Source organism: Mucilaginibacter lappiensis (genome assembly GCF_050433765.1).
GTDB lineage: Bacteria > Bacteroidota > Bacteroidia > Sphingobacteriales > Sphingobacteriaceae > Mucilaginibacter > Mucilaginibacter lappiensis_A.
Map to the genome: position 1 here is coordinate 168,010 of NZ_JBNPWP010000013.1, position 23,935 is coordinate 191,944.

At 36.0% G+C, this 23,935-nt stretch carries 22 protein-coding genes; 2 read left to right on the forward strand and 20 right to left on the reverse strand.

Features of this window, described 5'->3' with window-relative positions; all coding sequences use genetic code 11:
* Positions 1-27 precede the first annotated feature (27 nt).
* The 4 genes from M2273_RS28305 to M2273_RS28320 are packed head-to-tail and all read right to left on the reverse strand — an operon-like array spanning position 28 to position 2,841.
* Entirely contained in the window at positions 28-561 is a 534-nt protein-coding gene (locus tag M2273_RS28305) for a hypothetical protein (protein ID WP_429401333.1), read from the reverse strand.
* Positions 558-1,073 (reverse strand): hypothetical protein, encoded by a 516-nt coding sequence (locus M2273_RS28310; RefSeq protein WP_429401335.1) that lies wholly within the window; start codon positions 1,071-1,073, stop codon positions 558-560. Before M2273_RS28310 ends, M2273_RS28305 begins: the two co-directional genes overlap by 4 nt.
* Positions 1,074-1,087: 14 nt before the next feature.
* The gene (locus M2273_RS28315) at positions 1,088-1,795 is read right to left on the reverse strand and encodes a LytR/AlgR family response regulator transcription factor (RefSeq protein WP_429401337.1); all 708 of its coding nucleotides are present in this window, start codon (positions 1,793-1,795) and stop codon (positions 1,088-1,090) included.
* A complete protein-coding gene (locus M2273_RS28320) occupies positions 1,789-2,841 on the reverse strand; it encodes a sensor histidine kinase (RefSeq protein ID WP_429401339.1) in 1,053 nt (350 codons plus the stop codon). Before M2273_RS28320 ends, M2273_RS28315 begins: the two co-directional genes overlap by 7 nt.
* A 548-nt stretch (positions 2,842-3,389) precedes the next feature.
* Here M2273_RS28320 and M2273_RS28325 point away from each other — a divergent pair.
* On the forward strand, positions 3,390-4,127 hold the full coding sequence (locus M2273_RS28325; RefSeq protein WP_429401341.1) for an ATP-grasp fold amidoligase family protein: 738 nt from the start codon (positions 3,390-3,392) through the stop codon (positions 4,125-4,127).
* 577 nt (positions 4,128-4,704) lie between these two features.
* On the opposite strand, the gene M2273_RS28330 is transcribed toward M2273_RS28325, so the two are convergent.
* Positions 4,705-5,046, reverse strand: a complete 342-nt coding sequence (locus M2273_RS28330) for a helix-turn-helix domain-containing protein (RefSeq protein ID WP_429401343.1) — start codon at positions 5,044-5,046, stop codon at positions 4,705-4,707.
* Positions 5,047-5,876: 830 nt separating this feature from the next.
* On the opposite strand from M2273_RS28330, the gene M2273_RS28335 reads away from it, so the two are divergent.
* Positions 5,877-6,131 (forward strand): hypothetical protein, encoded by a 255-nt coding sequence (locus tag M2273_RS28335; RefSeq protein WP_429401345.1) that lies wholly within the window; start codon positions 5,877-5,879, stop codon positions 6,129-6,131.
* Positions 6,132-6,224: 93 nt separating this feature from the next.
* On the opposite strand, the gene M2273_RS28340 is transcribed toward M2273_RS28335, so the two are convergent.
* From M2273_RS28340 to M2273_RS28410, 15 genes are all read right to left on the reverse strand, one after another.
* Positions 6,225-7,370, reverse strand: a complete 1,146-nt coding sequence (locus tag M2273_RS28340; protein ID WP_429401347.1) for a glycosyltransferase family 9 protein — start codon at positions 7,368-7,370, stop codon at positions 6,225-6,227.
* Between the two features lie 253 nt (positions 7,371-7,623).
* Complete coding sequence (rfaE2, locus tag M2273_RS28345; protein ID WP_429401349.1) at positions 7,624-8,145, reverse strand: D-glycero-beta-D-manno-heptose 1-phosphate adenylyltransferase; 522 nt, start codon at positions 8,143-8,145, stop codon at positions 7,624-7,626.
* A gap of 5 nt (positions 8,146-8,150) precedes the next feature.
* Positions 8,151-8,705, reverse strand: a complete 555-nt coding sequence (gene gmhA, locus M2273_RS28350; protein WP_429401351.1) for a D-sedoheptulose 7-phosphate isomerase — start codon at positions 8,703-8,705, stop codon at positions 8,151-8,153.
* Positions 8,706-8,776: 71 nt separating this feature from the next.
* The gene (rfaE1, locus tag M2273_RS28355) at positions 8,777-9,781 is read right to left on the reverse strand and encodes a D-glycero-beta-D-manno-heptose-7-phosphate kinase (protein ID WP_429401353.1); all 1,005 of its coding nucleotides are present in this window, start codon (positions 9,779-9,781) and stop codon (positions 8,777-8,779) included.
* Positions 9,782-9,805: 24 nt separating this feature from the next.
* The gene (locus M2273_RS28360; protein ID WP_429401355.1) at positions 9,806-11,176 is read right to left on the reverse strand and encodes an undecaprenyl-phosphate glucose phosphotransferase; all 1,371 of its coding nucleotides are present in this window, start codon (positions 11,174-11,176) and stop codon (positions 9,806-9,808) included.
* 427 nt (positions 11,177-11,603) lie between these two features.
* Positions 11,604-12,503 (reverse strand): glycosyltransferase, encoded by a 900-nt coding sequence (locus tag M2273_RS28365; RefSeq protein WP_429401357.1) that lies wholly within the window; start codon positions 12,501-12,503, stop codon positions 11,604-11,606.
* Positions 12,504-12,553: 50 nt separating this feature from the next.
* Positions 12,554-13,459 carry a glycosyltransferase family 2 protein gene (locus M2273_RS28370; RefSeq protein WP_429401359.1) on the reverse strand — a complete coding sequence of 302 codons (906 nt, stop codon included), beginning with the start codon at positions 13,457-13,459 and terminating at the stop codon, positions 12,554-12,556.
* 7 nt (positions 13,460-13,466) lie between these two features.
* Complete coding sequence (locus M2273_RS28375; protein WP_429401361.1) at positions 13,467-14,957, reverse strand: lipopolysaccharide biosynthesis protein; 1,491 nt, start codon at positions 14,955-14,957, stop codon at positions 13,467-13,469.
* Positions 14,958-15,024: 67 nt separating this feature from the next.
* Complete coding sequence (locus M2273_RS28380; RefSeq protein ID WP_429401363.1) at positions 15,025-16,263, reverse strand: glycosyltransferase family 4 protein; 1,239 nt, start codon at positions 16,261-16,263, stop codon at positions 15,025-15,027.
* Positions 16,260-17,432: a glycosyltransferase gene (locus M2273_RS28385; protein ID WP_429401365.1), complete on the reverse strand. Its 1,173-nt coding sequence runs from the start codon at positions 17,430-17,432 to the stop codon at positions 16,260-16,262. Before M2273_RS28385 ends, M2273_RS28380 begins: the two co-directional genes overlap by 4 nt.
* A 144-nt stretch (positions 17,433-17,576) precedes the next feature.
* A complete protein-coding gene (locus M2273_RS28390; RefSeq protein ID WP_429401367.1) occupies positions 17,577-18,206 on the reverse strand; it encodes a glycosyltransferase in 630 nt (209 codons plus the stop codon).
* Positions 18,207-18,241: 35 nt separating this feature from the next.
* Entirely contained in the window at positions 18,242-19,234 is a 993-nt protein-coding gene (locus M2273_RS28395) for a glycosyl hydrolase (protein WP_429401369.1), read from the reverse strand.
* Positions 19,235-19,266: 32 nt separating this feature from the next.
* On the reverse strand, positions 19,267-20,568 hold the full coding sequence (locus M2273_RS28400) for a hypothetical protein (protein ID WP_429401371.1): 1,302 nt from the start codon (positions 20,566-20,568) through the stop codon (positions 19,267-19,269).
* Positions 20,569-20,641: 73 nt separating this feature from the next.
* Positions 20,642-22,912 (reverse strand): GumC family protein, encoded by a 2,271-nt coding sequence (locus M2273_RS28405; protein ID WP_429401373.1) that lies wholly within the window; start codon positions 22,910-22,912, stop codon positions 20,642-20,644.
* A gap of 92 nt (positions 22,913-23,004) precedes the next feature.
* A complete protein-coding gene (locus M2273_RS28410; RefSeq protein WP_429401375.1) occupies positions 23,005-23,802 on the reverse strand; it encodes a polysaccharide biosynthesis/export family protein in 798 nt (265 codons plus the stop codon).
* Positions 23,803-23,935: the final 133 nt, after the last annotated feature.

Sequence of the window (23,935 nt, forward strand, 5' to 3'; positions counted from 1 at the left end):
CACACTTCCGGATGAAGCTTTGCCAATTTACTGACCAGACAAGCGCAGTACCTTGTGAACTCTGTTAAGGGTATAGCTAAAATCCTGGTTTCCTCTCCTAAATTTACGGTTTTCATCCAGAATAAATAGAACATTTTCATCGCCTTTCAAAAGATAAATAGGTTTGCCCCGCAGGCTGGTTTCCAATACATAAATCGTAGCGTTTGGGTCAGTCTTTGTTCTCCTGGTGATCTTCCATTGTCCTTTCAATGGCCGGCCATCAAACATTTCTGTTGTCAATATATAAGTGGTCGGTTTCAGCGTTAGCGGATCCCTGAAAAAAATAACCTGCCATTTCAGGTGATCGCAATCGGGCGGCAGGTTTGTTCCCAATTGCCGGCTTATTTCAAAACACGGTGTACGGCCTTCAAATATCCCGTAAATTGCTGTCCCCTTTGGCATTTCACGGAACGTAATGCTTTCCGACACCTTATTGTCAATAGCTGCTGTTTGGCCTTTGACATTATGGGTTAATGACAAACCAAAACAGACAGACAGGATAAAAACAAGCTGTTTCATCATTGTAATCTGTTAAGTGTGTAACTCCACGCACCGGTTCCTATCATCAATTGTTGATGGCTATCCAATAAATGAAGCAGATTTTCATTTAAGCGGAGCAATGAAACCGAGACCAGGGGCTTATCCGGATCCAAGCGATAAATAGTGGCAGAAGGGTTTGTTCCCCTACCTTTTATAATAGTCCATTTCCCCTCCCGGTGAAGACAGTTGCCACCATTTATAAACCCTCTTGTGCCCTGTTTTGGCATTCCATAAACACAATTCAGTATGTATGTTCCATCTGTTTGTTTTCCTATGTCTCCAAAAAGTTTGAGCTCCCATCTAATGAGTTCGCAATCAGCTTTCCTGGGGATACCGGGCAAAGGTTTTGTACCACTACTGCAAGGGGTACTTGCTACGAAAACAGCAGGAACCGATGAATTGTTATTGGCTACTATTGCTTGCGAATTGGTATGCATGGTTGTTATATACATACTGGTTAAAAATAATGTAAATATGTTTGCTACAGCTTTCATATTATTTATGGTTTTTAACTGCTTGTAATTTTCCTTTCCACTTCGTCTTTATAGTTGCGGCCTATTGGTATCTGGTGATCATTGATGATGATCCTGTTCTTTTCTATCCGTCGTATTTTATCTTTAGCAACAATAAATGATTTATGCACCCTTATAAAGCGTGTTTCAGGAAATATCTCCTGCATTGATTTTACAGAACCCTTGATAACGATTCTTTGGTCGAAGGTGTAAATAATAGCATAGTCCTTCAATCCCTGTATATGAGAAACCTCCTCAAAGTAGAGCTTTATCCTACGCACACCGCTCTTAACAAAAATAAACCCAGGGGTATCATGGTCAATTTCGATATTGGCACCTTCTGTTTTCAAAGCAAGAAATTCTCTTATTTTTTCGAGCGAGAGCAGGAAGCGGCTGCGGGAGATAGGCTTTAACAAAAAATCAATAACCCCTAATTCAAATCCTTCAAAAGCGTAATCGCGAAAGGCCGTGGTAAAAACAGTGATCGGCGGCTGGGGTAATGATCTTAAAAAGTCAATCCCGTTCATTTCGGGCATCTCAATATCTAAAAATAAAACATCGGCTGTATTGCTTTTCAAAAATTGCAGGGCATCAAATGCATTACTGAAATTACCTGCCAGTTTGGTATAATCCACCCGTTCCAGATAACCGGTCAGCACCTCCCGGGCAAGAGGCTCATCATCAATGATAACACAGTTTAACATGGCTGGTTTATTTTTAGTAATACATGATAATAGTCGGGTTGATCTGTGATCTTCAATACATGATTGTCTGGATATAATAGCTCCAGCCTCTTTTTAAGGTTCAAAAGGCCAATACCCCCATTTTTATTACGCTGATGAAAATTGAGTTTATTATTCTCTATAACAACTTCAAGCGATTGATTTATGCGGATGTTGATATGCAAATAAGCATTATGAACGGCCCTGCTTATACCATGCTTAAAAGCGTTTTCTACCAGGGGCAATATTAAAAATGGGGGTATCAGGTACTTACCGGCATCGCCGTTAACAGTTAACCTAATGTCGGCATGATTGCCCTGCCTTAGCTTTTCCAGCTCCAGGTAGTTGTCAAGATACCTGATCTCCTTTTCAAGGGGTACATAGGCTTCATCACTTTCATGCAGCATGTAATCCATAAGCTCAGACAGTTTTAATACAATATCGGGCGCCTTATCTGATTTTTGTATGGTTAAAGCGTACAGGTTGTTCAGCGCGTTGAATAAAAAATGTGGGTTTACCTGCGAGCGGAGATAATTGACTTCGGCCTGTAGTTTTTCTACCCGCATTTCCTGTAGTAACTTTTTTTGCTCATACCAGTCAATACTGAATTTAAGTGCTATTATTAACAATAGGTACAACGCGGTATGGGTGAAATTATAGATAAGGGAAAACGAAAAGTTTGCGTTTCTGTTTGGCCCCAGCACAAACCCAAATAAATAATAATCATATAAACTCTGTACAAACAGGTAGGCTATAATGAGCAGAATAACCAGGCCAAAATAACTTGCATATTTTTTAAGTAAAAGGTAACGTGGTATAAGCCAATGGATATTAGCCCAGGCAAGCACGATCAATAAACCCATTCTTACCATTGAACACATAAAAAAACTGGGCAAGCCGGCTTTTACAATAAGGTAAGTTCTGTCATACAAAAAAATAGCGGTAACAATAACCCAGTAGACAAGGTATATCCATGTGCTTTTTTTTGCTATGGCTTTTTGGGTGTTGGAGGCTATGGTATACTGCATTTTACTAAGTAATGGATTATAGAATAATGCGTGAAATTTTGTAGATGAACTACAAAAAATGTAGATGAAATTTACGAATATGTTTCCTTAAAGGTGATATTACGTTGCTAAATTTTGGTATTCAGGTTCTGGAATGGCAGGGTCACGTATCAAAAGGCTTGTCTTAACTACTGAAAGATAAAGGCGTGCGCCCGAGGGCGTTACTGCTTGATTGTATAAATGTTAGCAGGCGTATTATTTACTTATTTAATTACTAATTAGAAGAACAAACCAAATAAAAAAAATTCCCATACACAGGCTACACACTATTACACAATTTTTGATCAGGCCTATATTTTAAGCTGTAACTCATTTTTTTTGCATAAATTGTATAAACAAAACTGCGGTGAAATCATTACCGCATATAACTTATGTTGATTAAAAGCTTTAATATGTTTGATCGTATTGTTCATTATCTGAGAAACCATGGACAGTTTTCAAAAAGGATAAAAAAAAGATACGAGACATTTTGGAATGATTCACAGGCCGAAAAAATAAGAAATATGCCTATGAGTCAGCACGATTGCATTGAAAAATGGAAAGCAGCTCCGTACTGGCAAAGAAAATTAAGCAATAAATATAATGCACGTGAATTTGCCCAAATGCATGGGTGCCAGGTGCCGGATTTATACTGGAAAGGTGCCGATGTTGAAAACCTTGATTTTTCAAAACTTCCACCCTATTATGTTATTCGCCCTACCATAGGCCATTCTTGCAATTATGTGTTTGTTATGGATAACGGGCAAAATCTTTTTGATAAAAAACAATACACACACGAAGAAATAAGAACTACCATGAAACGGGAAGTAACTAAAAATCAAAATCTTGAATTTTTAGTTGAAGAGTTTTTACAGAACGAGGAAGGAAATCATGCCATACTTACAGACTATAAATTTTATTGTTTCAATGGCGAAATAGCATGCTTATATGTCATTAACAGATTAAGCCCTAAAAGCGGATTTGGTGCATTTTATGATGAGGATTGGAACCTGGTAAAAAAAGTACAATTTAATTATAAGCCCAAACTTAATCAGCAGGCCCCCGCTTGTTTTAAAGAAATGGTTAAAACAGCTAAAACTTTGAGCAAAAGCTACGATATGTTTGTGCGGATTGATTTATATGCTACCCGGAAAGGCTGTGTTTTTGGTGAATTTACACCTACGCCATCCATGGGAATGAACTTTACAAGCTTTGGTAAAAAGCTAATGCTTAGTTATTGGGATAAATATTGCAACGGCTACATTTAACTTATTTTAAACAAACAGACTTTGCAGAATTGTTTCTGTTAAAAGACTAATTTTCATGGAGCGTTTACCTTGTTATCATTGTTATACAATGTATCCAAATAAAAGCCAATGTGTCCTAAAAAAGTGGCATCAATCACACATTATAAAAAAACATACAACAAATAAGAATATTTAAAAATACATAATAATACTTAACTATCTAATTCTGAAGCTGAATGAGTATTGAGCATATATTGAGTACATTTTTTACACCTAATTACGAGTTAGGCACACATATTGTTTAGATAAATATAATCTACCTAAAAGTGGGTTATTTTTAATTAATAGTGGGGAGATTAGCAGGGGTGCTTTTCTCCCTTTTTTTATATTTAAGCTTAGATTACCCTGTTTTCAGTGAGTTTAAAAGTTTCACTGCATTGGCCAACCGGCTGGCAAGAAAGACTCTCAGACAGCGCTTATAATCAGCACCCTATTACCTACCAAACGCATTGCAGAAAGGCAAAAAATTCCCCGACTCATTTATGTACTTCCGAAACTTAAGAGCAGAATTTTATCAGTAAGCATATATATGCATTACTTATGCTGTCGCTTTGGAACGCCGCAACTCTTCAAACAATTCAATTATCTTTTTTTGCAGATCTATAATTTCAGCTTCCTGGTCCATCAGGCGTCTATTAGCCATCTCCAATTCATCCATATGTCCGGAACCTGATTTAACCTCCTCCAATGTAATTAACTGAATTACAGACATTTCAAATAAAACAGCCAGGCGTTCAAGTTTTGATAGATTAATATCGGTTAGCCCAGTTTCAATCTTTGATAAAGCCAGAATAGAAATATCCGCACGTTTTGCAACATCCTCCTGGCTCCATCCTCTCTGAAAGCGCAGATATTTGATCTTTTTGCCTATTGTATACATCTTACTAAAATAACAGAAATTGATAAAAAATATTATTAAATCACTTTTTTAATTTATAATAATATACAAAAAATTCCTGGGTTATGACCATAGCCATCATGTCTGTTTAAATAAGCTATTTCATTTCAACTAATTTCACCATAAAATTCAAGAAACACCTCATTAATTTGCAAAGAGGAAATACGTTGAATTATCAGAAAAGACCTGCATGGTCTTATTTGTACAATATTTAACTTAAAGTTAATTAAATATATTAAAATTTATTAATTTACTTACGGGGGAGATTTAATCGCTATTGAGCTTTAATTTAGCAATAGCGGGGCAGATTTGCAGAAAGAGTAGTCCCTTTTGAGTTTTTCGAAGCAATTTAAAGTAATAAAAGGGTAAACATTTAATGTGGAGTTAATCCTCTTGTCAAATCCTATAAATTACAATAAAATTCATTATTACTTCATAAAGAAATCTCAAATTAGTTACTCATGGAGGAGAAGCCCACCATGAAAAATTGAATATAGATATATCAATTTAATGAGCCGTATATTTTAAAATAGCATTTATTGGGTTAATGCGACGGCTAAGGCAGTGGAATTTGGTTTTTTTTTAAAAATAATGTTCAAAAAAAAATAAAAAACGTAACATTCCTGCGGATTTTACGTAATATATAAGTTAATTAATAATTAATATCCCGGTACTCCGATCACTAATTATTATTTAACTATTTATAGGGATAGCCCTTAATTGTATTACCGTTAGTATAGATGGAAAGAATGATTAACAGACAAAGAAAACGAGCTTTAAATTTAATTAGATGCCATAAAAACGTGGAGATCTTGCATTTGATCAGATCGGCAAAAATGAAAATTGACTATCTGAGAAATGAGCTCTGGACAACGCCGAGCCCCAAATTTATCAGTTATTTCAATGGCGAAGTGTCTGTTATTAATGGGTTTACCAAACACCAGGCCGCAATAATTGAACTTGAAGAATTGATTACAGCCATTGAAAGAGCTGAGTTAAACTTCAAAGATTATCATCATCGTTTAGATACCTTATTAAATCAAATCAATGCCATTAGCTCTCAATAATTAACAATTAAAAAAATAACAAGCCGGCCAGCCGTGTGTTTATCATTAATGATAAACGCGCCTTTAGCAATAAGTTATTGATGCTAATCTCTCTCAAGATATTAATTTCAGGTCGTTTAATGATATTTTAATTTTGCCAATTACTTCGGCTGATTTAATTTGTTTCATACAGATATTATCATCGCACACCAGTTTTCCACAGCCTGTGCCGTAATCACAGGGAACCTCTTTGTTTAAGAGCAATATCTGATCTTCAAAAAAACTAAATGGTTTCCATACTTCTTTATTTACTGTACCACTAAAAAGTATAATAACTTTCTTTTTCAGTAAAGCAGCGATATGTGAAAAGCCTGAATCCAAGCCTAAAAACAAACTGCACTTTTTTAATACGTAGATTGATTGAAGAATAGAATATTTGCCAATGCATGTAATCACATTTGGCATTTCAGAAATGGTTTTAAGCTGTTCAACTGTCAGGTCCTGGTTTAAACCCAAAACATAAACAGGTATTTCTTTTGATGCTGCTGCAATTGTTTCTAAAAAAAACTCAACCGGCCATTTCCTGGCCTGGGCACCTGTACCAATATGAACCACCAGAAACTGGCTTGGGAAAATATGATCAGTTATTTCATCATAAGGCATATCCTCCTCGCTCCAGTAATCAGATAAATGATTTTCTGGTAATTTTAAGTAGCTAAAAAGCGGATTAAGCAACCCAGAAATATGACCTTTATGGTCAAATGGCAAAACTACATCCAAAAGGGCCCCGCCTCCACCAACATCATAGCCAAGAAACAGTTTTTTACGAGTAAAAAAACGTATAAAAAAGTTATTTCGCAGATCTCCCCTTACATCATAAATCAAATCTGTTTTTATTTTATTTAACTGGTTAATATAACCTAAATAGGATACCTTATTATTCCTTGCAAAGTAGGGCGCATCTGCAACACTTACTGAGTCAACGTATTTTAACCGGCTTGCAATATTAAAATTTTGACTACTTACCAATAAGTTGATATGGTAATTAGTATTACATTTCAGTGTTTTTAAGGCCGGCAAAAGGAGTATCATATCACCGATATGGGCAAGCTGAGTAATAGTTATTTTATTAATAGTTTGTTCGGTAAACTTTTTTTCTGTCCCTCTCCATAGTGTATATAATAACTTATCAATCAGTTTAATTTTGCTCACTGTTTTCCCGGATGTATTGGGATAAAATCTATACTTTATATCTTTCATTTTAAGGTAGTTTTCATAACATTTTTAAACCATGGTTCGTATAACAGGTGGGCCTTACAAAATTTATTATTGAGGTTTTTTTTCGCTGTAACAAGCTTTTATTAAGCGTTTTACAGCGACAAGGAGAAGGTATATTCAGATTTAGCTATCCAAAATTCACCTTAAAGGTGTTTGGGAAATTATAATCTTTGAACCGTTAAGGCAACGGGAATTTATAATTCCAACGGCTAACTTGGGCAAGTTGCCTGGTATTTTATTTAATTGGCTGATCCGGGATCTGCTGATTTCGAATTTTTTCAATTATTGATGTAGAGGAATATCCATTAACAAAATCAATTGTTTTTACCTCACCACCGTTAGCCATAATTTCTTTGGCGCCGACAATACTATCAACTGAATAATCGGCTCCCTTAACCAAAATATCGGGTTTAAGCTTAATTATTAAATTAAGTGGATCGTCTTCATTAAATATTACTACAGCATCTACAAAAAATAATGAAGCCAATAATGCAGCTCTGCTGTTTTGGTCATTAACCGGTCGGCTTTCACCTTTTATGCGCTTAACCGAACTATCCGCATTGAGGCCGACAATGAGTTTATTGCCCAGCCCGGCTGCTTTTGCAAGGTATGTAAGATGGCCTATGTGGAGCAAATCAAATACTCCATTTGTAAAAACTACCCTTTCACCTTTATGCTGCCAACTTTGCAGCCGCAGTATGAGGGAATTGGCGTCCTGTATCTTATCCAGCAATATTTGCTCAAAGCTTATCTGCATGGTTATTAAAACAAATCGTCAACAGCCTTACAGAGTATGTGACCTATCAATATGTGCATTTCCTGGATACGGGCAGTGGTATTTGACGGAACGACGATATGTACATCGCAGATACCGTTCATCTTTCCCCCGTTTTTGCCGGATAGACCAATTGTTTTGCAGTTTAACTTTTGCGCCGCTTGAAACGCTTTTATAATTCCCGGACTATTCCCACTGGTTGAAATACCAATAAAGAGGTCGCCCGGCTGTGCAAATGCTTCTAATTGTCTGGAAAACACAAAATCATATCCATAGTCATTAGCAATAGCGGTAATTGCAGATGTATCGGTAGTTAACGCGATACCCGGCAATGGCTTACGTTCTTTAACAAAACGGCCGGTTAATTCTGCGGCAATATGCTGGGCGTCGGCGGCGCTGCCACCGTTCCCGGCAATTAATACCTTATTCCCGTTTTTGATAGTGGTACTTATTAGTTCGCTGCCCGCCTCAATATCTGCAACAAGTACTTCAATAACTTTCTTTATAGTGTTGTAATGCTCATTAAGTTCTTCTGAAACCATTGGGCTGATATTAATGAATTAAGATTTAGGGTTGATTATTTAGATTTTGCTTTTAACGTTAGGCCATAATTTTAAATCGTGGCTTTAACCTTTGTTTTTCGCTTTCGGCCATATCCCTTAATAATTTCATCAACAGTGGTAGTAGCACTCCCCAAGTGACGTATAACAATGGCTGCAGCGTGATTGGCCAATTCACAGGCTTCTTCAAGGTTTAATCCAACGGCAAGGAAATAAGCAATGGTTGCCAAAACGGTATCTCCGGCCCCCGTAACGTCAAAAACCTCTGTGGCCTTTACTGGTAATGCTATCTGGGCATGTTTGCTCATGATCACCATTCCCTGTTCAGATAATGTTACTACAAGATAATCCGCATCGGTTTGTTCAAAAATAACATCAGCGGCTTGTCTTAAACTCTCCATTGAATTGATGTGCTCTGATTTAGCTGCTTCGGCCAATTCCTTACGGTTGGGTTTAATGATATAAGAACCTTTATATTTTCTAAAATCAGACCCTTTAGGATCTATGATGACTTTTTTGCCTTGAATTTCGGCCGCCTCTATAATCCGTTGGGTTAATAGTGGTGAAAATAACCCTTTATTATAATCAGACAAAACAACCAGATCTGCAGTGGCCATGTAGGCCATCACCTTATCCATCAAGGCGTTTTCGATATTTGTGGATAATATATCAGTTACTTCCTTATCTAACCTTACCAGTTGGTGGTTACCTACAAGCACCCGTGTTTTTATGGTTGTTGTTCTGTTTTCCTCTTTAATAATAGCATCAATTTCAACGCCTTCATCTATCAATAGCTTAATAAGCTGGTTGCCCATAGCATCATTTCCAATAACTCCGGCAACTGTCACCTGTGCCCCTAATGATACCAGATTTTGTACCACATTACCTGCACCGCCTAAAGTAGTTGATTCACTGTTTATATTAACAACAGGTACAGGTGCTTCCGGAGAAAGCCTGCTGGCACCTCCCCATATATAATGATCTACCATCAGATCACCTATTACAAGAATTGTTGGCTTCCTTGCCAATTGTAAATGATTTAGTAAGTCTACCTTCATAGTTTTTGAGATTTAAAGATTTGATCAATAGGCGTTTTCTTCTCCTTTTAGAATATTGGCAACAGTCATATAAATTATTTTCAGATCAAGCCACATTGACCAGTTTTCCAGGTACCAAATATCAAACTCAACCCTTTTCTGCATCAAAATCGGGTCTTTTGTTTCGCCTCTGTAACCATTTACCTGTGCCCATCCGGTTATTCCTGATTTTAAAAAGTGTCTTACCATATACTGATTTATGATCTCCCTGTATTCTGTGGTCATATTCAATGGGTGAGGCCGCGGACCAATAACACTCATATCGCCCAGCAACACGTTAAAAAACTGTGGTAATTCATCCAGGCTGGTTTTTCGTAAAAACCTGCCAATTTTTGTGATCCGGTCATCGTCTTTTGATGCCTGTTTATCAGTTTGGTTATTCATTTTCATACTCCTGAACTTATAGCATAAAAATGAACCATTATCCTTACCGCTTCTTAATTGTTTAAACAAAATGGGGCCCGGGCTTTGTATTTTTATGATTAATCCAATTATTGGATAAAGCCAGCTTAATAAGAATATGATTACCAATGAGCTGAATAAAATATCAAATACCCTTTTCTTAAATCTGTTTTCTACCTCTTCCAAAGGCTCATTCCTGTTACTAAGAACAGCAAACTCACCCATGTAACTTAGTTTTAAACGATCTGTCATTGTATTGGACATATCAGGAACCAGCTTTAAACGAAGGCAATGTTTTTCGGCTTCTTTTTGCAAAAAATCATATTCTCTAATCTGCTCGGGCGGTAGGCAAACATATATATCCCTGATTCCGCTTTTTGCCGCAGAATTCATCTGATCTAATATAGCTGGCAAAATTTGTCCTTGTTTATCCAGATAGGAGTTGTTATCCTGATTTAAAAAACCTTCGAAGGCGAAATGGCTATCACGATCCTGAAAAAATCCGGCCAGGCGCAAACCCATAGAATTTAAACCAATAACGGCAACCGGGCGGGTAATTTTAAAATGTTTTTTCAAACTCCTTTCAAAAGCAGAACCTATAAACCTGATAAAAAGCAATCCCAGCAGCATTAGTCCATAAAAAATCACCAATATGGTAAACGATAAATGATGATTTGATAGCAGGATATATGAAAAAAACAATACAGTGTACAGGAGAAAGCTTTTGATTGTTAACCTATATATATCCTCCAGTTTATGTTTAAAGTTACTGGTATAAAGTCCGAAAAACATTGCTGCAAGTATCCAAAGATAGTTGGCAACTATCAGTGAACTCATATCATTGTTTGACTTCAAATTAAAAAAGTCATTTACTATCAAAAATGATAAATTAACAACTACAATATCAGTAACCGACATTAGTAAATAAATCAGGTATAAGTAACGTGTTTTCATGGTGATTTGAATTAATGCTTGTTATGATCTTGATTAATTAGGGAGGGACATAGCTATCTGAAATAACTATGTTATTTTTTCACAATTGATAAGCCTTAATCTATTATTTATGATTAAAAAGACATAGTTATCTGAAGTATAACTATATTATTTATTCACAAACTGATAATGTCTTAACCTATCATTTATGATTATATTAATCATTAGCTTAAATACTTAACAATAATACAATTTACCTTGCTTAAAACAGGACGAATTAAATCAATGGGAAAATTATGTATAAAACTGAGAAATAGTGTGTCGTTTTTGTGTACCCCGTTTTGGTTCGGCATGATAAATATGCTTTAAACAACCGCTTTTTTTTAATTATCCGTGTTCCAATACCATTGGACTAAATGAATAAAAAACAATCTTAATGATAAAACATTTACTGCCGCTGGGCAGTTTTACCCAAGTTAACCATGAATTTTTCGCGGGCGGTAATTACAGATAAATAATACCTGATATAAAACACAAGTATTTTTTCGGCTAAATGAAGTTCCCTCCCTTTTTTTTGAATTAACTTAATACTTCTAACCGGGGGCCTCAAATCATATAGGAAACTTACTACTGATTGTAACTTACTTTTATTGCCTGGCTTATCAAAGCCAGCCTGTCCTCCTCCTACTCGCTTTGCTTTACTTATCAGCTCAGTTATGCTATGCCGGGCCGGATGATTAATTATCGCATCATCAGCATATTTAATTTTAAAGCCGGCATCGCGGGCCCTTATTGACCATTCATAGTCGCCCCCAGATAACAGGTCTTCTTTAAACAGCCCCACCTTATCAAAAACATACCTGTAACTAAACATATTGCCTGTAACGCTGGTTCCATCCTGGTTTACATATAGATCCTGATTAAAGGCATATATTTTTTCATACAATTCAGCTTCCGTGAGCTTTTTTGAGTGATAATATAAATTGATCCTGCCCGCTATCCTATCGCACTCGTTACTGTTTACTAAAAACTTTACCGCATTTGTTATCCAGTCTTTATCCGCAATGCAATCTGAATCAGTAAAGCCTATAATTGCCCCCTTTGACAACGCGATTCCTGTGTTACGGGCAGCATACGATCCGGGGATTTTCTCGGTGATCACTTTACAGTTTTGGGGAATAAAAAAACCCGCAGGGATTTTATCTTCCGTATAATTATTTACTACAATGATCTCAAAAAATTCGTGGTCATAGGTTTGTTCATCAAGCGAGTTTAGACATAAAGATAATCTATCCCAATCTTTATAGGTGGGGATAATTATAGACACCATTTGTTTCTCTTTGTTCATAATAAAATCAGGGTTTATGTAAGGCAATTGTCTTATTAACAGCGGATAATTTATGTGATAACCAAAAGGACGTACAAGCGTTTCAAAAACACCTTTACATTAAGCTTTACAATTTTGGAGTATTTAACGTCTAAATGGTATCTGTTCATGAGCTCATTTACATACTCAGGTATCACAAGATAGTTATCCATGAGCTCGGTATAAATGTATGTATCAATAGCCTGCGCCAACTTGGGTGTAAGTCTTTTTGATGATTGTAATTCATCTTTAATTTTCAACCTCAAATTGATACGGTTATCCAGTATTTGTTTCACTTTTTTTTTGTTCCGGCTTTTGGAAACAGAGTTATTAGAAAAATGAACTGTTGTTTTTACTGAATTATCAACCGCTACTTTAGCATTGTTTTTTAAAAGCCGAAAAAGCACATCATATTCTTGTGAAGAGCTTAGTGTTTCATCCCATCCATTAACATCAAAAAATGCCTGTTTACGCCATAAGTTTGAGCTGGTAATACCCAAATTTGACGTGATCAGACCTTTCCAAATGTCTTTATCAGCCCGTCTGATTATTTGAACAATCCTATTCTCTTTTTTATACAGAAGTAAACAAGCGCCTGCAACTACATCGGCGCCAGTGGCCAGAGCTATGTTAAGCTGTCCTTGTAGCTTATCCGGAGATAACTCATCATCAGCGTCCAAAAATTGTATCCATTCGCCCCTGGCTTTATATAAACCATGATTCCGGGCCGCAGGAGCGCCTTTCTTAGATTCCTCAAAGACAAAGATCTTATCCGGAAATTCAGATTGATATTTATTTAATAACGCTAATGAGTTATCAGACGAGTTATTATTGACTAAAATAATTTCAACATCCTGATAAGTTTGGTTTAAAACGCTATCAACACATCTGTTTATAAAGCTCTCACAATTGTGACAGGGAATAATTACCGAGATCATCTTTCTATTAATTAGTTTTATGCACAGAGGGTACAGGCTTTTTTCTTAAACCTGCTAATGTGTTTTTGAGCTCATCAGCCATCATCAAATAAATTACTCCAGAATAACTAATGCAGAGAACCAAGCCTCCTATTATATAGTTTACCCCTGCAAGGTTTAGCAAATATGTTATAGTAAAGCTGCAGGCAGACGCAATTATGGGAGCCCTAAGGGCTATGAAAAATTCGACTATTGATATTTTTATTGGAATGAGATAATTAAACGAATACTGTGCTACTAAAACCACTACAATTTTATTGAGCAATACAGCCCAGGCAGCTCCAATTATTCCGTAAAAATATATACCCAATGCTAATGATGGTAAAAACACCAGCGCCTTAAAAATCTGCTGTTTCATTTCCAGGCCCGGCCTGCCTAACCCCCTCAATAAAGAAGTATTACCGCTAACCAAAAGGTGAAACATTACCGAAACTGATAATATCTGTAATGGCGCTACCGTTTGCTGCCACTTAGCACCAAAAACACTAATAATAAAATGATTGCCCTCAACTACAAAGAAAATCATTACCGGAAAAACAAACAAACAGTTAAATAACACCACTTTGAGGTAATACTTTTTAAGCGAAACCATATCATTTTGATTTTTGCCATAAATTGGGTACATCACATTATTAATAACAGCCATTAACCTACCCCTAAAAGTATCTGTTAATACAAAAGCCAGAGTATATATACCCAAAGAAGTTGCACCTAAAAGTTTTCCGATCAGTAAATAATCAATATTATTATACAGGTAATTCAATATGTTTGAACCTGTTGTATAAACACCAAAGCCAAAAACTTCCTTAAAGGCTTGTTTATCCATTATAAAAGCAGGTTTCCAGCCAGTAGCCTTAAAAAATAGTGGCATCGCAAAAAACACATTACCCACCGAGTTAAAAACCAAAGCCCATACACCGGCTCCCTTTAAAGCCATGATAAGGGCAATAACGCCAACTACTATATTTGATACATTGTCTATAAAGGCCAATTTTTTAAATTTCATTTGCTTGGTAAGCTGTGCTTTATGCACCAGGTTTACCGGGCTTACTAAAATACCGATACTAAGGACTGGGATAATGGTTGTAAGAATAGGTTTGTTGTAAAATATGGCAGCCAAAGGCCCTACGCCAAAACTCATAATAAGGAATAATAAAATAGACCAAATTACTCCTGTCCAGAAAGCTGTGTGGTAGTGTTCGTTACGCAAATGCTCATCTTTCCGCTGCACGAGTGCTGAGCCTACACCTAAATCATTTAGTATCTGTACAAACCCTGTGAATACAGTTGCCATGCCTACTAATCCAAATTCACTTGGAAACAGTAGCTTAGCCAACACCAATTTTAAAATAAAATTAAAAGATTGGTTTATAACCAATTGGATAAAATTCCAAAATATTCCAGAAGCGACTAACTTTTTATCCGTAGTAGATGCGGCTTCAGTAAGTACACTACCCATTTGATTTAATACGTGTTTTTAGATCCGTAACCATATTGTTTGTGTCGGTTTATGCAGAATTTTATAATCAATTCAATTGATTATGTAAAACCGGATATATTCCCGTTTTGCGTAATTCGGGCCGGGGGGTAGTAATTTGTTGATATAAAAGCAGATGATTCTTAATATAATTATCTACAGAAAATTTTTGGGCGTGCTTTACACAATTTTTCTTTTTTTCGGCTATTTCGCCTTTATTGCTCAAAATGTGACTTATTATAACTGAAAGGTTTCCCTCATCAGGCGAATAGGTCCAAGAGCTGTTAGGATCATAGATTTCTTTGAGCCCCCCCCTATCTGACTGACAAACAGGAACCGAGTAAGATAAGGACTCTATCACCGTCCTGCCAAAGGGCTCATTCCACAAAGCCGGAACTATCAAAATATCAATTTGCTTATAAAAATCATCTGGTTTTGATACACCTATAAATTCGTATTGAATGTTTTTTAATATATCACCAAGTTGTGCTATAAATTGAAGATCGCCTTTACCAGCGAAAATAATTTTCAATACTGATTTTTGTATGTCAGTTAATTTAGCTAATTCATTTGCCAGGTACAACACACCCTTATCTTCTGCTATTCTTCCAATATACCCGAAATGTATTTTTTCTGTGATTGGCTTTACCGTTGCATTTAAACAATTTTTGGTAGCATTATATACCACGTTGCTAAACTGATCAGGGATCTGTAAAAAGGCTTTATGCTTATTTAGTATGTATTGACTTATACCAATGAAATGATCAGGGTATAACATGAAATTTCTTTTTATGCTACTGGTTACCTTACATGGCTGACATAGGACTTCGCAATTTTTATTATTATTAAACAAGCTGCATTTATGACAAAGCAGATAATAATCACGCATGGTGTGTACCAGAGGGATTTTATTGCTTTTTATAGTTTTCCAGATAAAAGGTGAAAAACCCTGAATGGTATTTGTATGAACAAGATCGGGACGTATTTTTTTTAAGATTGATGAAAAGCTGAAATGATAAAACATATTGCAGCTATCAAGCAGGTGCCAGAAAGATTTAAAAATCCCATTTACATGGGCAACACCGTTATAGGTAGAATATATATTTCTTTGCTTTAAGCTTATTACCGCAACCCCATTAACACGATAAACCTTATTAACCGGGCCCGTAGTAAGTACATATACCTGATTACCTGCCTTTGTTAATCCCTCTGCCAATAGCTGAACGGATATCTCGGCCCCGCCAACAAATGTGGGGTAATAAAAGCTGCTTATAAGTAAAACTTTCATGCCAAATTATTGTAAGAACTATCTGTATTCAGTATTAGAGGTACAACTTTTCTTTCAGAAAGATATCTACTCTGTACGTATGACCTGATTTTTAATACAAACTGGCTTTCATCAAAATATTGGGCGTGCGCCCGAAGGAAAGCCGGATCAAACTCTAATTGTTCAAACAGATTAACAGCATCTTGTAGCGCTTGTACTGTTTGTTCATTAAAAAACACGGCAGTGGCTTTTGATGAATCATCTGTAAAAGGGATCATTGTATCTAAAACCCCGCCTTTGCCATAGGCTATAACAGGCCTTCCAGACGCGTTGGCTTCAAGCGGGGTAATTCCATAATCTTCCAGCTGTGGAAAAATAAAAGCTTTACAGTTAGCGTAAAGTCTTGCCAAATCGGCGGCGTCTAGCCCGGTTAAAAATGTAATATTATTACCGGCATTTTCCTTTATCTCTTTTTCCCGGGAGCCTTTACCTACAATAACCAGCTTTTTATCGGGCATTTTATTAAAAGCCTCAATAACCAGGTCAACCTTTTTGTAAGATTCAAAACGTGATACTATCAAATAGTAATCGCTTACTGAATTAGAAACATAAAAATTACTACACCTTACCGGCGGATTAATTACTGTAATTTCATTTAGGGGATTATAAGCTTGCTTAATACGGTGCACCACCTCTTGCGCATTAGTGATAAACCAATCGGTTCTTTTTGCAGCATCTGTATCAATTTTTTTTAATATCGAAATAACTTTTCCATAAAGTGTCCTTTTCAATCTGTTTGCCTGCTTAACTTTATCATATGAATCAGTATCCCATACTAAACGGAACGGATTATGGCAATAGGTAATAACAAGTGCATCATCTGCTGTTTGTACATATTTAGCACAGTGCGTGGTTGATTGTAAAACCACATCGTATTCCCTTAAATCTAAACGTTGCATGGCTAAAACACCCAATGGAAAAAAAAGGCGCTTCATATTTTTCTCACTCTTAATGAATTGCCCAAACCAGCTAACTTTAATATTACAATCTTTAAACTCGGGGTAGGTACTATTCGCGTCATACGCCAGCGTGTAAATAGGAGCATTGGGAAAAGCATTGTGAAAACTTAATGCTACCTGCTCTGCTCCGCCTTTGCGTACAAGATCATCATGCACAATTGCAATTTTCATATATTGTTAATTATTGGTTGAAAAATTCCTTTACTCATCTCATTACAATATTGGATGAGGGGATTGTATCGCTGACCAGACATTTGTTAATAAGCCGGTGGCTGTTGAAATAAGATTTATTACCTGCCTTGGGTTCAGGCTGGCTTATATCTTTTCTGGTACTGATAAAATAGCATTGATAATTGAGCTTTCAGAAAGTGGGTCAAAATATGTTGTCTTTTCATCTTTTATCATTTTAAAAGCTGGTATATCCGAAAGCACTAAACGACAATTATTATTTATAGCTTCAATGATAATTAGCCTGGAAAGATCGTTGGATGAGCAATTGATAAACGCGTTGGCTTTTTTAAAAAGGTAGCCAACCAACTCTTTGTCGAAACTATTAATTATGGTAACATTGGTTGATTTAACCCATTCAATTAAATGAAATGATTCACTTTTTTCTTTTGTTACGATGATTAATTTATGACCTCTTATTTCTTTAGATGAGAATGCTCTCAATAATACTTTTAAATTCTCTTGCTGATCAATTGTGCTTATCAGCAAAAAAAAGTTTTCTTTTTCTTCATTGCTTGCAGAGTGCTTATTGCCTGATTTGATCATAGGAGTAATATATGACACAGACATCCGTGCTGAGCCAGATTCGCGTTGTTTGACAGATCCCTTTTTAGCGTCATTGATTATAAATTTTGTTTTCTTTAACCACTCCTTAATCTGTAACAACAGATCACTTCTTAGTTCATTCAGATTAAATGCTGATGAATAGGATTTCATGTTTGCAATTTGTAAGCCTTGGAAGATCCTGAGATTTATTTTCCAACTATTTGCTTATAGCTTTCGTAGGCATCCTTTTTAATATAACGGCCCATGCTGTCTTTATAAATAAGACCATAACATGCTTCAAAAGGGTAACGTGTTTTTAAATAAGTTTGATCAAATAATTCATATATGAAAAACCCTTTAATGATTCCCTGATCCAGTATCTTTTTAATGGTCTGCGTGATATAGTCACTCTGAGTTGCGAAATTTGCACTTGTTGTGCCTTTAAAATAATTAAACTCTGTAATCCAGATGGTCTTATTAAATCTTTTACTTATATAAGATAACACATTACCAAAAGCTGGTTTTACATTTATAATGTCGCCCATATTTGAGTACCAATGATATCCTATTATATCATAATTAACCTGGTTATCTTTTAGCAGCTGCAGATAGTAAAAATGGGTAAAGCTAACTGACAGGCTGACCTTTACATTAGGTTTAGCTGCTTTTAGCCCATCAATAAAACCTTTTATTCCGGCAATAAACTTTTTTGCTTTTACAGTATCATATTCACCATCCTTGATTCTTCCAGGCTTGTTTCGCAACCTTATTTTATTATCCCCCTCGTTATTCACCTCAACTACCGATAAATAATCGCCATACCGGGTGCCAAAATTCATCCCTTGTTTATAGCCTTTCTGGTATATTGAATCTGTATCTGCATTATTAAGCCCGCTTTGCATAACTGCAGGCAATGCAGCAATGTTGTTTTTTTTTAAGTCGTTTAAAATTTTAATAAAGGATTGTTCTTTTTTAGCATATCCATCGGGGTCCAACAACACATCAAGCCTGTAGCTATTTAATTTCAGGTCATTTAGAGCACTTATTTGCTCATCCCAATTATTACTGTAATCTCTTTGGGTTAACGGATGGCCGTTTATTCCCCATACAAAAGATTTATCTGTATTTTGGGCTTTAGCTATTGTGCAAACAAAGCATAATAGGGCAACAGAGAGGAAAGTGCTGCAACCTTTTAACATAACATATCAAGGGTTAAATACTAAGGGAAATATTAGCTGAGTAAAGCTTTTTTAAATTCAGGCTTCTGGCTTATTCTTTCCAGTACAAAGCCTAAACCTATAAATATCCACAATGAAGGATAAGCAAATTCAGGAACAGAAACCATCATTATCAAATAAACGATGATCAGCCCCACGCTGTAACAGGTAGTGAGGATGGGTACAGATATTTTAAGCCAAATATTCCTTAAAACAAACCAGGTAAAAACAAAAAATCCGATGATCCCATTATTGGGTAACAGGGTTGAAAAGAAATCAGTTGAACGTACATAACCAAAGCCTATCCCAAACATCTGGCTAAATCCATTGAGACTTGCCCAGTATTCAATCTGATTTATAAAGCTTTTCCCTCTTTCTCTTGAAGATGAGCTATCCCCGTCCATTTTACCCGCGAAAACAAAATTATATAAACTATCAAGTAACTTTTGGAATATACTTAGCTGCAGAACAAAACATATAGCTACTATGGCAATACACAGATAAAAGAAAATTTGAAATTGCCTTTTATAGATAAACCAATAGCACATGAATAACAATATAAAAAAGTAAGCAGTTGTTGAAAATGTGAGCAACAAACAACATAACAGCAGATACATATCAAAGCGTCTTTTTAGTGCAAATGTTACAACCCAAAACGGAAATACGGTAAAAACAAACATGGAAGGTTCTCCGGTATAACCTTTTAGGCGCAGTAAACTAATTCCTCCTAAACTAAACGTTTGAAATAATGAAGCAGATCTGCTTTCGTATCCTACGGTACGGTTTGCCATGAAATCTCCGTTTATACCGGTTACCGCGTATAAAATAAATTCATACAAGGCATAGAAGCACAGCAAACGAAGTCCCCAGTAAATGTACTTAATAGTGGTTTCATCGGCAAAATACTTAACGTAGCCATATATTATAAACCCAGCGATGAGAGACAATGACTGCGTTATGTGTGAGATACGATAAAATGTTTTTGTATAATCACCTTTGTTAATCAGTATCAAATCGTTCCCAAGCTTTAAATTGCTCACCAGGTTAATGAACTGAGATCCTACGCTTAAAAAAATTATGATGCAAAAAAAGTAGGTGAGCTCCAGGAAAAACTGTCTTTTTTCTTCTTTTAATGGGGATAGCGGGATAATTAAAAATAACAACCCCGACAGCACCGCGATAATTGTTGTACCTGGTATTGAAGGAACAAGTACAAACGAAGTAAGCGGAAAAAACAGCATCATGATATTTACATATCTTCTGACAAACGTCCCGGTATCCTGAACCGAGCTGTACAATGTTTGGCTATGTATCATATTTAGATTAAAAAAAGCAGATATTACAATAACCGGTTTTGGGATATGAATGCAAATACTTACAGTTTAAAATTTACCTCTCTGTACCGTATCCTATACCATATCCATAACCAAAATATCCCGACTTTGAAAAATTAACGTCATTGATAACCAGGTATAAATTATCTACATTATCCTTTGTTCTGATTTCATTGATAATTTCAATTTGTGCCTTATCTGTATAATTGTGCCTGCAAACATAAATCGTAATATCAACATGCTTTTGAATAATCAAAGCGTCTGAAACCAGGCCCACCGGCGAACTGTCAATGATGATATAATCAAATGTTTTTTTCAGATCCTCAATCATATGGCTCAGTTTATCATTAAGCAATAATTCGCTGGCGTTGGCTACAACCGGTCCGGAAGTAATTACAAAACAATTTGCATGAAATAAGCTGGGCTTAATCAGGCTTTTTGTATCTAAATTTTCCAGAACATAATTTGAGAAACCAAAATCCTCATTATTTATACCCAAAGTTTGGGATAACTTAGGTTTACGCAGGTCAAGCTCAATCAGTACTACTTTTTTGCCGGTCATAGCTAAGGTATTTCCTAAGTTTCGCGTTAAAAAAGTTTTACCCTCACCATTAATACTTGAGGTGATCATAATAACATTTGGTTGCCCATCAATAAGTATATTTCTGAGTTTTGTTCGTAATGTTCGCAAACTTTCTGTTACCTGCGACCTGGAAAAAACATCGGCTCTTGACTTTTCCCTGGATGATTGATGCCCTATTTTCCCGATAATAGTTACATTGGTTTGTTTCTCAATGTCATCTTCAGAACTTATTTTAGATTCCATCATTTTTTTGGTATTCACCATACCAAAGGGTATGATCAATCCTAAAAAGAACGACATGATGTATATAATAGACTTTATGGGTTTTGCCGGCTCCTTGGTGCTTTTGGCGTTATCAATTATTCTGGAATAAGGCATATCGGCAGCCTTAGCCATTGATGTTTCTTCTCTTTTTTGTAGCAAATATACATATAACTGCTGTTTAAGCTCTTGTTGCCGTGAATAGTTCATGATGGCACGCTGTTTACCCGGCACACTCCTTATAGAGTTGCTCAAAACATTCGTTTGCTTATTTATTCCGCTACTGCTCAGCTCCATCTCGTTTTTGTAGCTGTCTATACTTTGCAGTAAATTATGCCGTACTACCTCTATTTGCTGATCCAAATTAACAATTACCGGATTGGTTTCTGTATAAGATAGTTTTTGTTTTGCCCTTTGATTTAACAGTTCATTGTACTGACTAAGACTTGCGGCAAAAGATGCATTCTGGATATTTAATGAACTTGGGATAACCTGAACATTTTCAGGGTCATTTAACCGCTCTTTAAGATCATTTATAATTGAAAGCTGAATTTGCTGTTGCTGGTATTTGTTATCATTCTCACTTGCATTACCTACCAATACTTTTGCCTGCTCCTCAATATCGGTGATATTATTACTACTGCGGTAATCTTGGTACTTTTTTTCTACGTTAGTTAATTCATCACCAACTACGGCTAAACGACTATTAATAAAATTGATCGTGCTATCGATCACATTTTTCTTGTGCTCTATATTATCTTTCAGATACTGATTCATCAAATTTTGCAGTATCAACTCACCCTTTTCGGAGTTAGGGTAATATAAAGTTAAAGCCATAGTTGTGGTACCTTTATCTGTAAATTCCGCATCGTAATTTTTAATTATATCAGATATCGCGTCATCTTCAGATGCGATTTGTGTGGAATATGTTTGCTGATAAATTGGTACACCTGATCGTCTTACAATCCTGATATTATACTGTGGAAGATTTATCTGTTCACCAAATTTAACACTACGGTCAATGTTTTCATCTTCGTTAACAATGTGTACCGTATTGTTATTTATTACGTCAATTACGTATTCGCGCCTTCTAAGCGAATCTACCTTGGTATGGAGTATTTCAACATTAAAGGGTGCCGCACTATATATTTCAGATGCCAGAAAACCACTGTTTAAAAACAACTTGATATTTAGGTGCAGGTTTTGCACCACCTCTTTTATGAGGTTGCGCGATCTTAATACGTCACCTTCATTTTTTATAAGCTCATTAATGTTTAATACAGATGAAACCCCACCATTTGCGTAGGTCGAAGAGGCGTCGGGGTTATTGGGTTCCTGTTGCAAAAGCAATGAACTGCTAATAAGATACTGCTTTGTGGCATAAGTGTTATAAACGTAAGCCAGCCCTATACATAGTACAAGGCTTATTGCAAATAAATACCAGTAAGTTTTAAATTGTAACAGAATGCTCTTAAAATTCATGATGTTTTCCTTTTGAGATAGATTTTCAATATCATTTTTACGGTATATTCAATTGGTACGGGCATGGCGTTTTAATGCCATTTTAAACTCCGCTACCAATACCGCTTAGCTAAGATCACAGCTGTAAATAATGTTGCTGCGAGTGAAAGGTATTTGACAAGGTTATTATCATTATTTAAAACCTTAGTTTTCAATGGCTCAACATAAACTACATCGTTTTGCTTCAGGTAGAAATAAGGAGAATTAAGCAAATCCTTTTTCGTCATATCGAGTTTTACCGAGAAGTTTCTTCCATCGGGGCTTTTACGTATAAGTAATATATTTGTACGGCGCCCGTAAATTGTTAAATCCCCCGCATATCCAATGGCATCTAACAACGTTACCTGCTCATTTGGAAGAATGTAAGAAGCCGGGTGGTTCACTTCCCCCAATACGGTAACCCTGAAATTTGTAAACCTTACATCCACCACCGGGTCATTGAATGATTTTACCGCTTTTTCTCTGACTGCGGCCCTGGCCTGTACCGTGGTTAAGCCTGCTAATTTAATTTTCCCTAATACAGGTATCTCAACTTCACCATCTTTACTAACCAGGTACCCAGACAAAGGATTTGCAGATCCGGATTGCGGACTGCTGCTATTTACATAAACCCCGTTTCTGCTGTTGATACTTATAGTAGCAGCCGGATCGGTTGTATTAACATTTATAGCCAAAATATCATCAGGCTGAATAATAGCTTCATTATAGGAGGCCAATGCCAGTGGAGCAGCAGTGTTTGCCTCAGAAATATCCTGAAAGTATCTGAGTTTCTTGGTATTGCCGCAAGAGCACATCAGGAATAGCATAATGACCACACATGATAGGGATACCGGAAAATATAACTTTTTCATATAAATTAAGGTGAATTATTAGGTGCTTTTAATGATTATAGTATTAGTTCCATCCCTTAGATAGCTGTTTTTCAGTTAATAAAATGTAGTTGGGAAGGCCGTTGTTATCGTGTAGTATTTGACTCGGTGACAA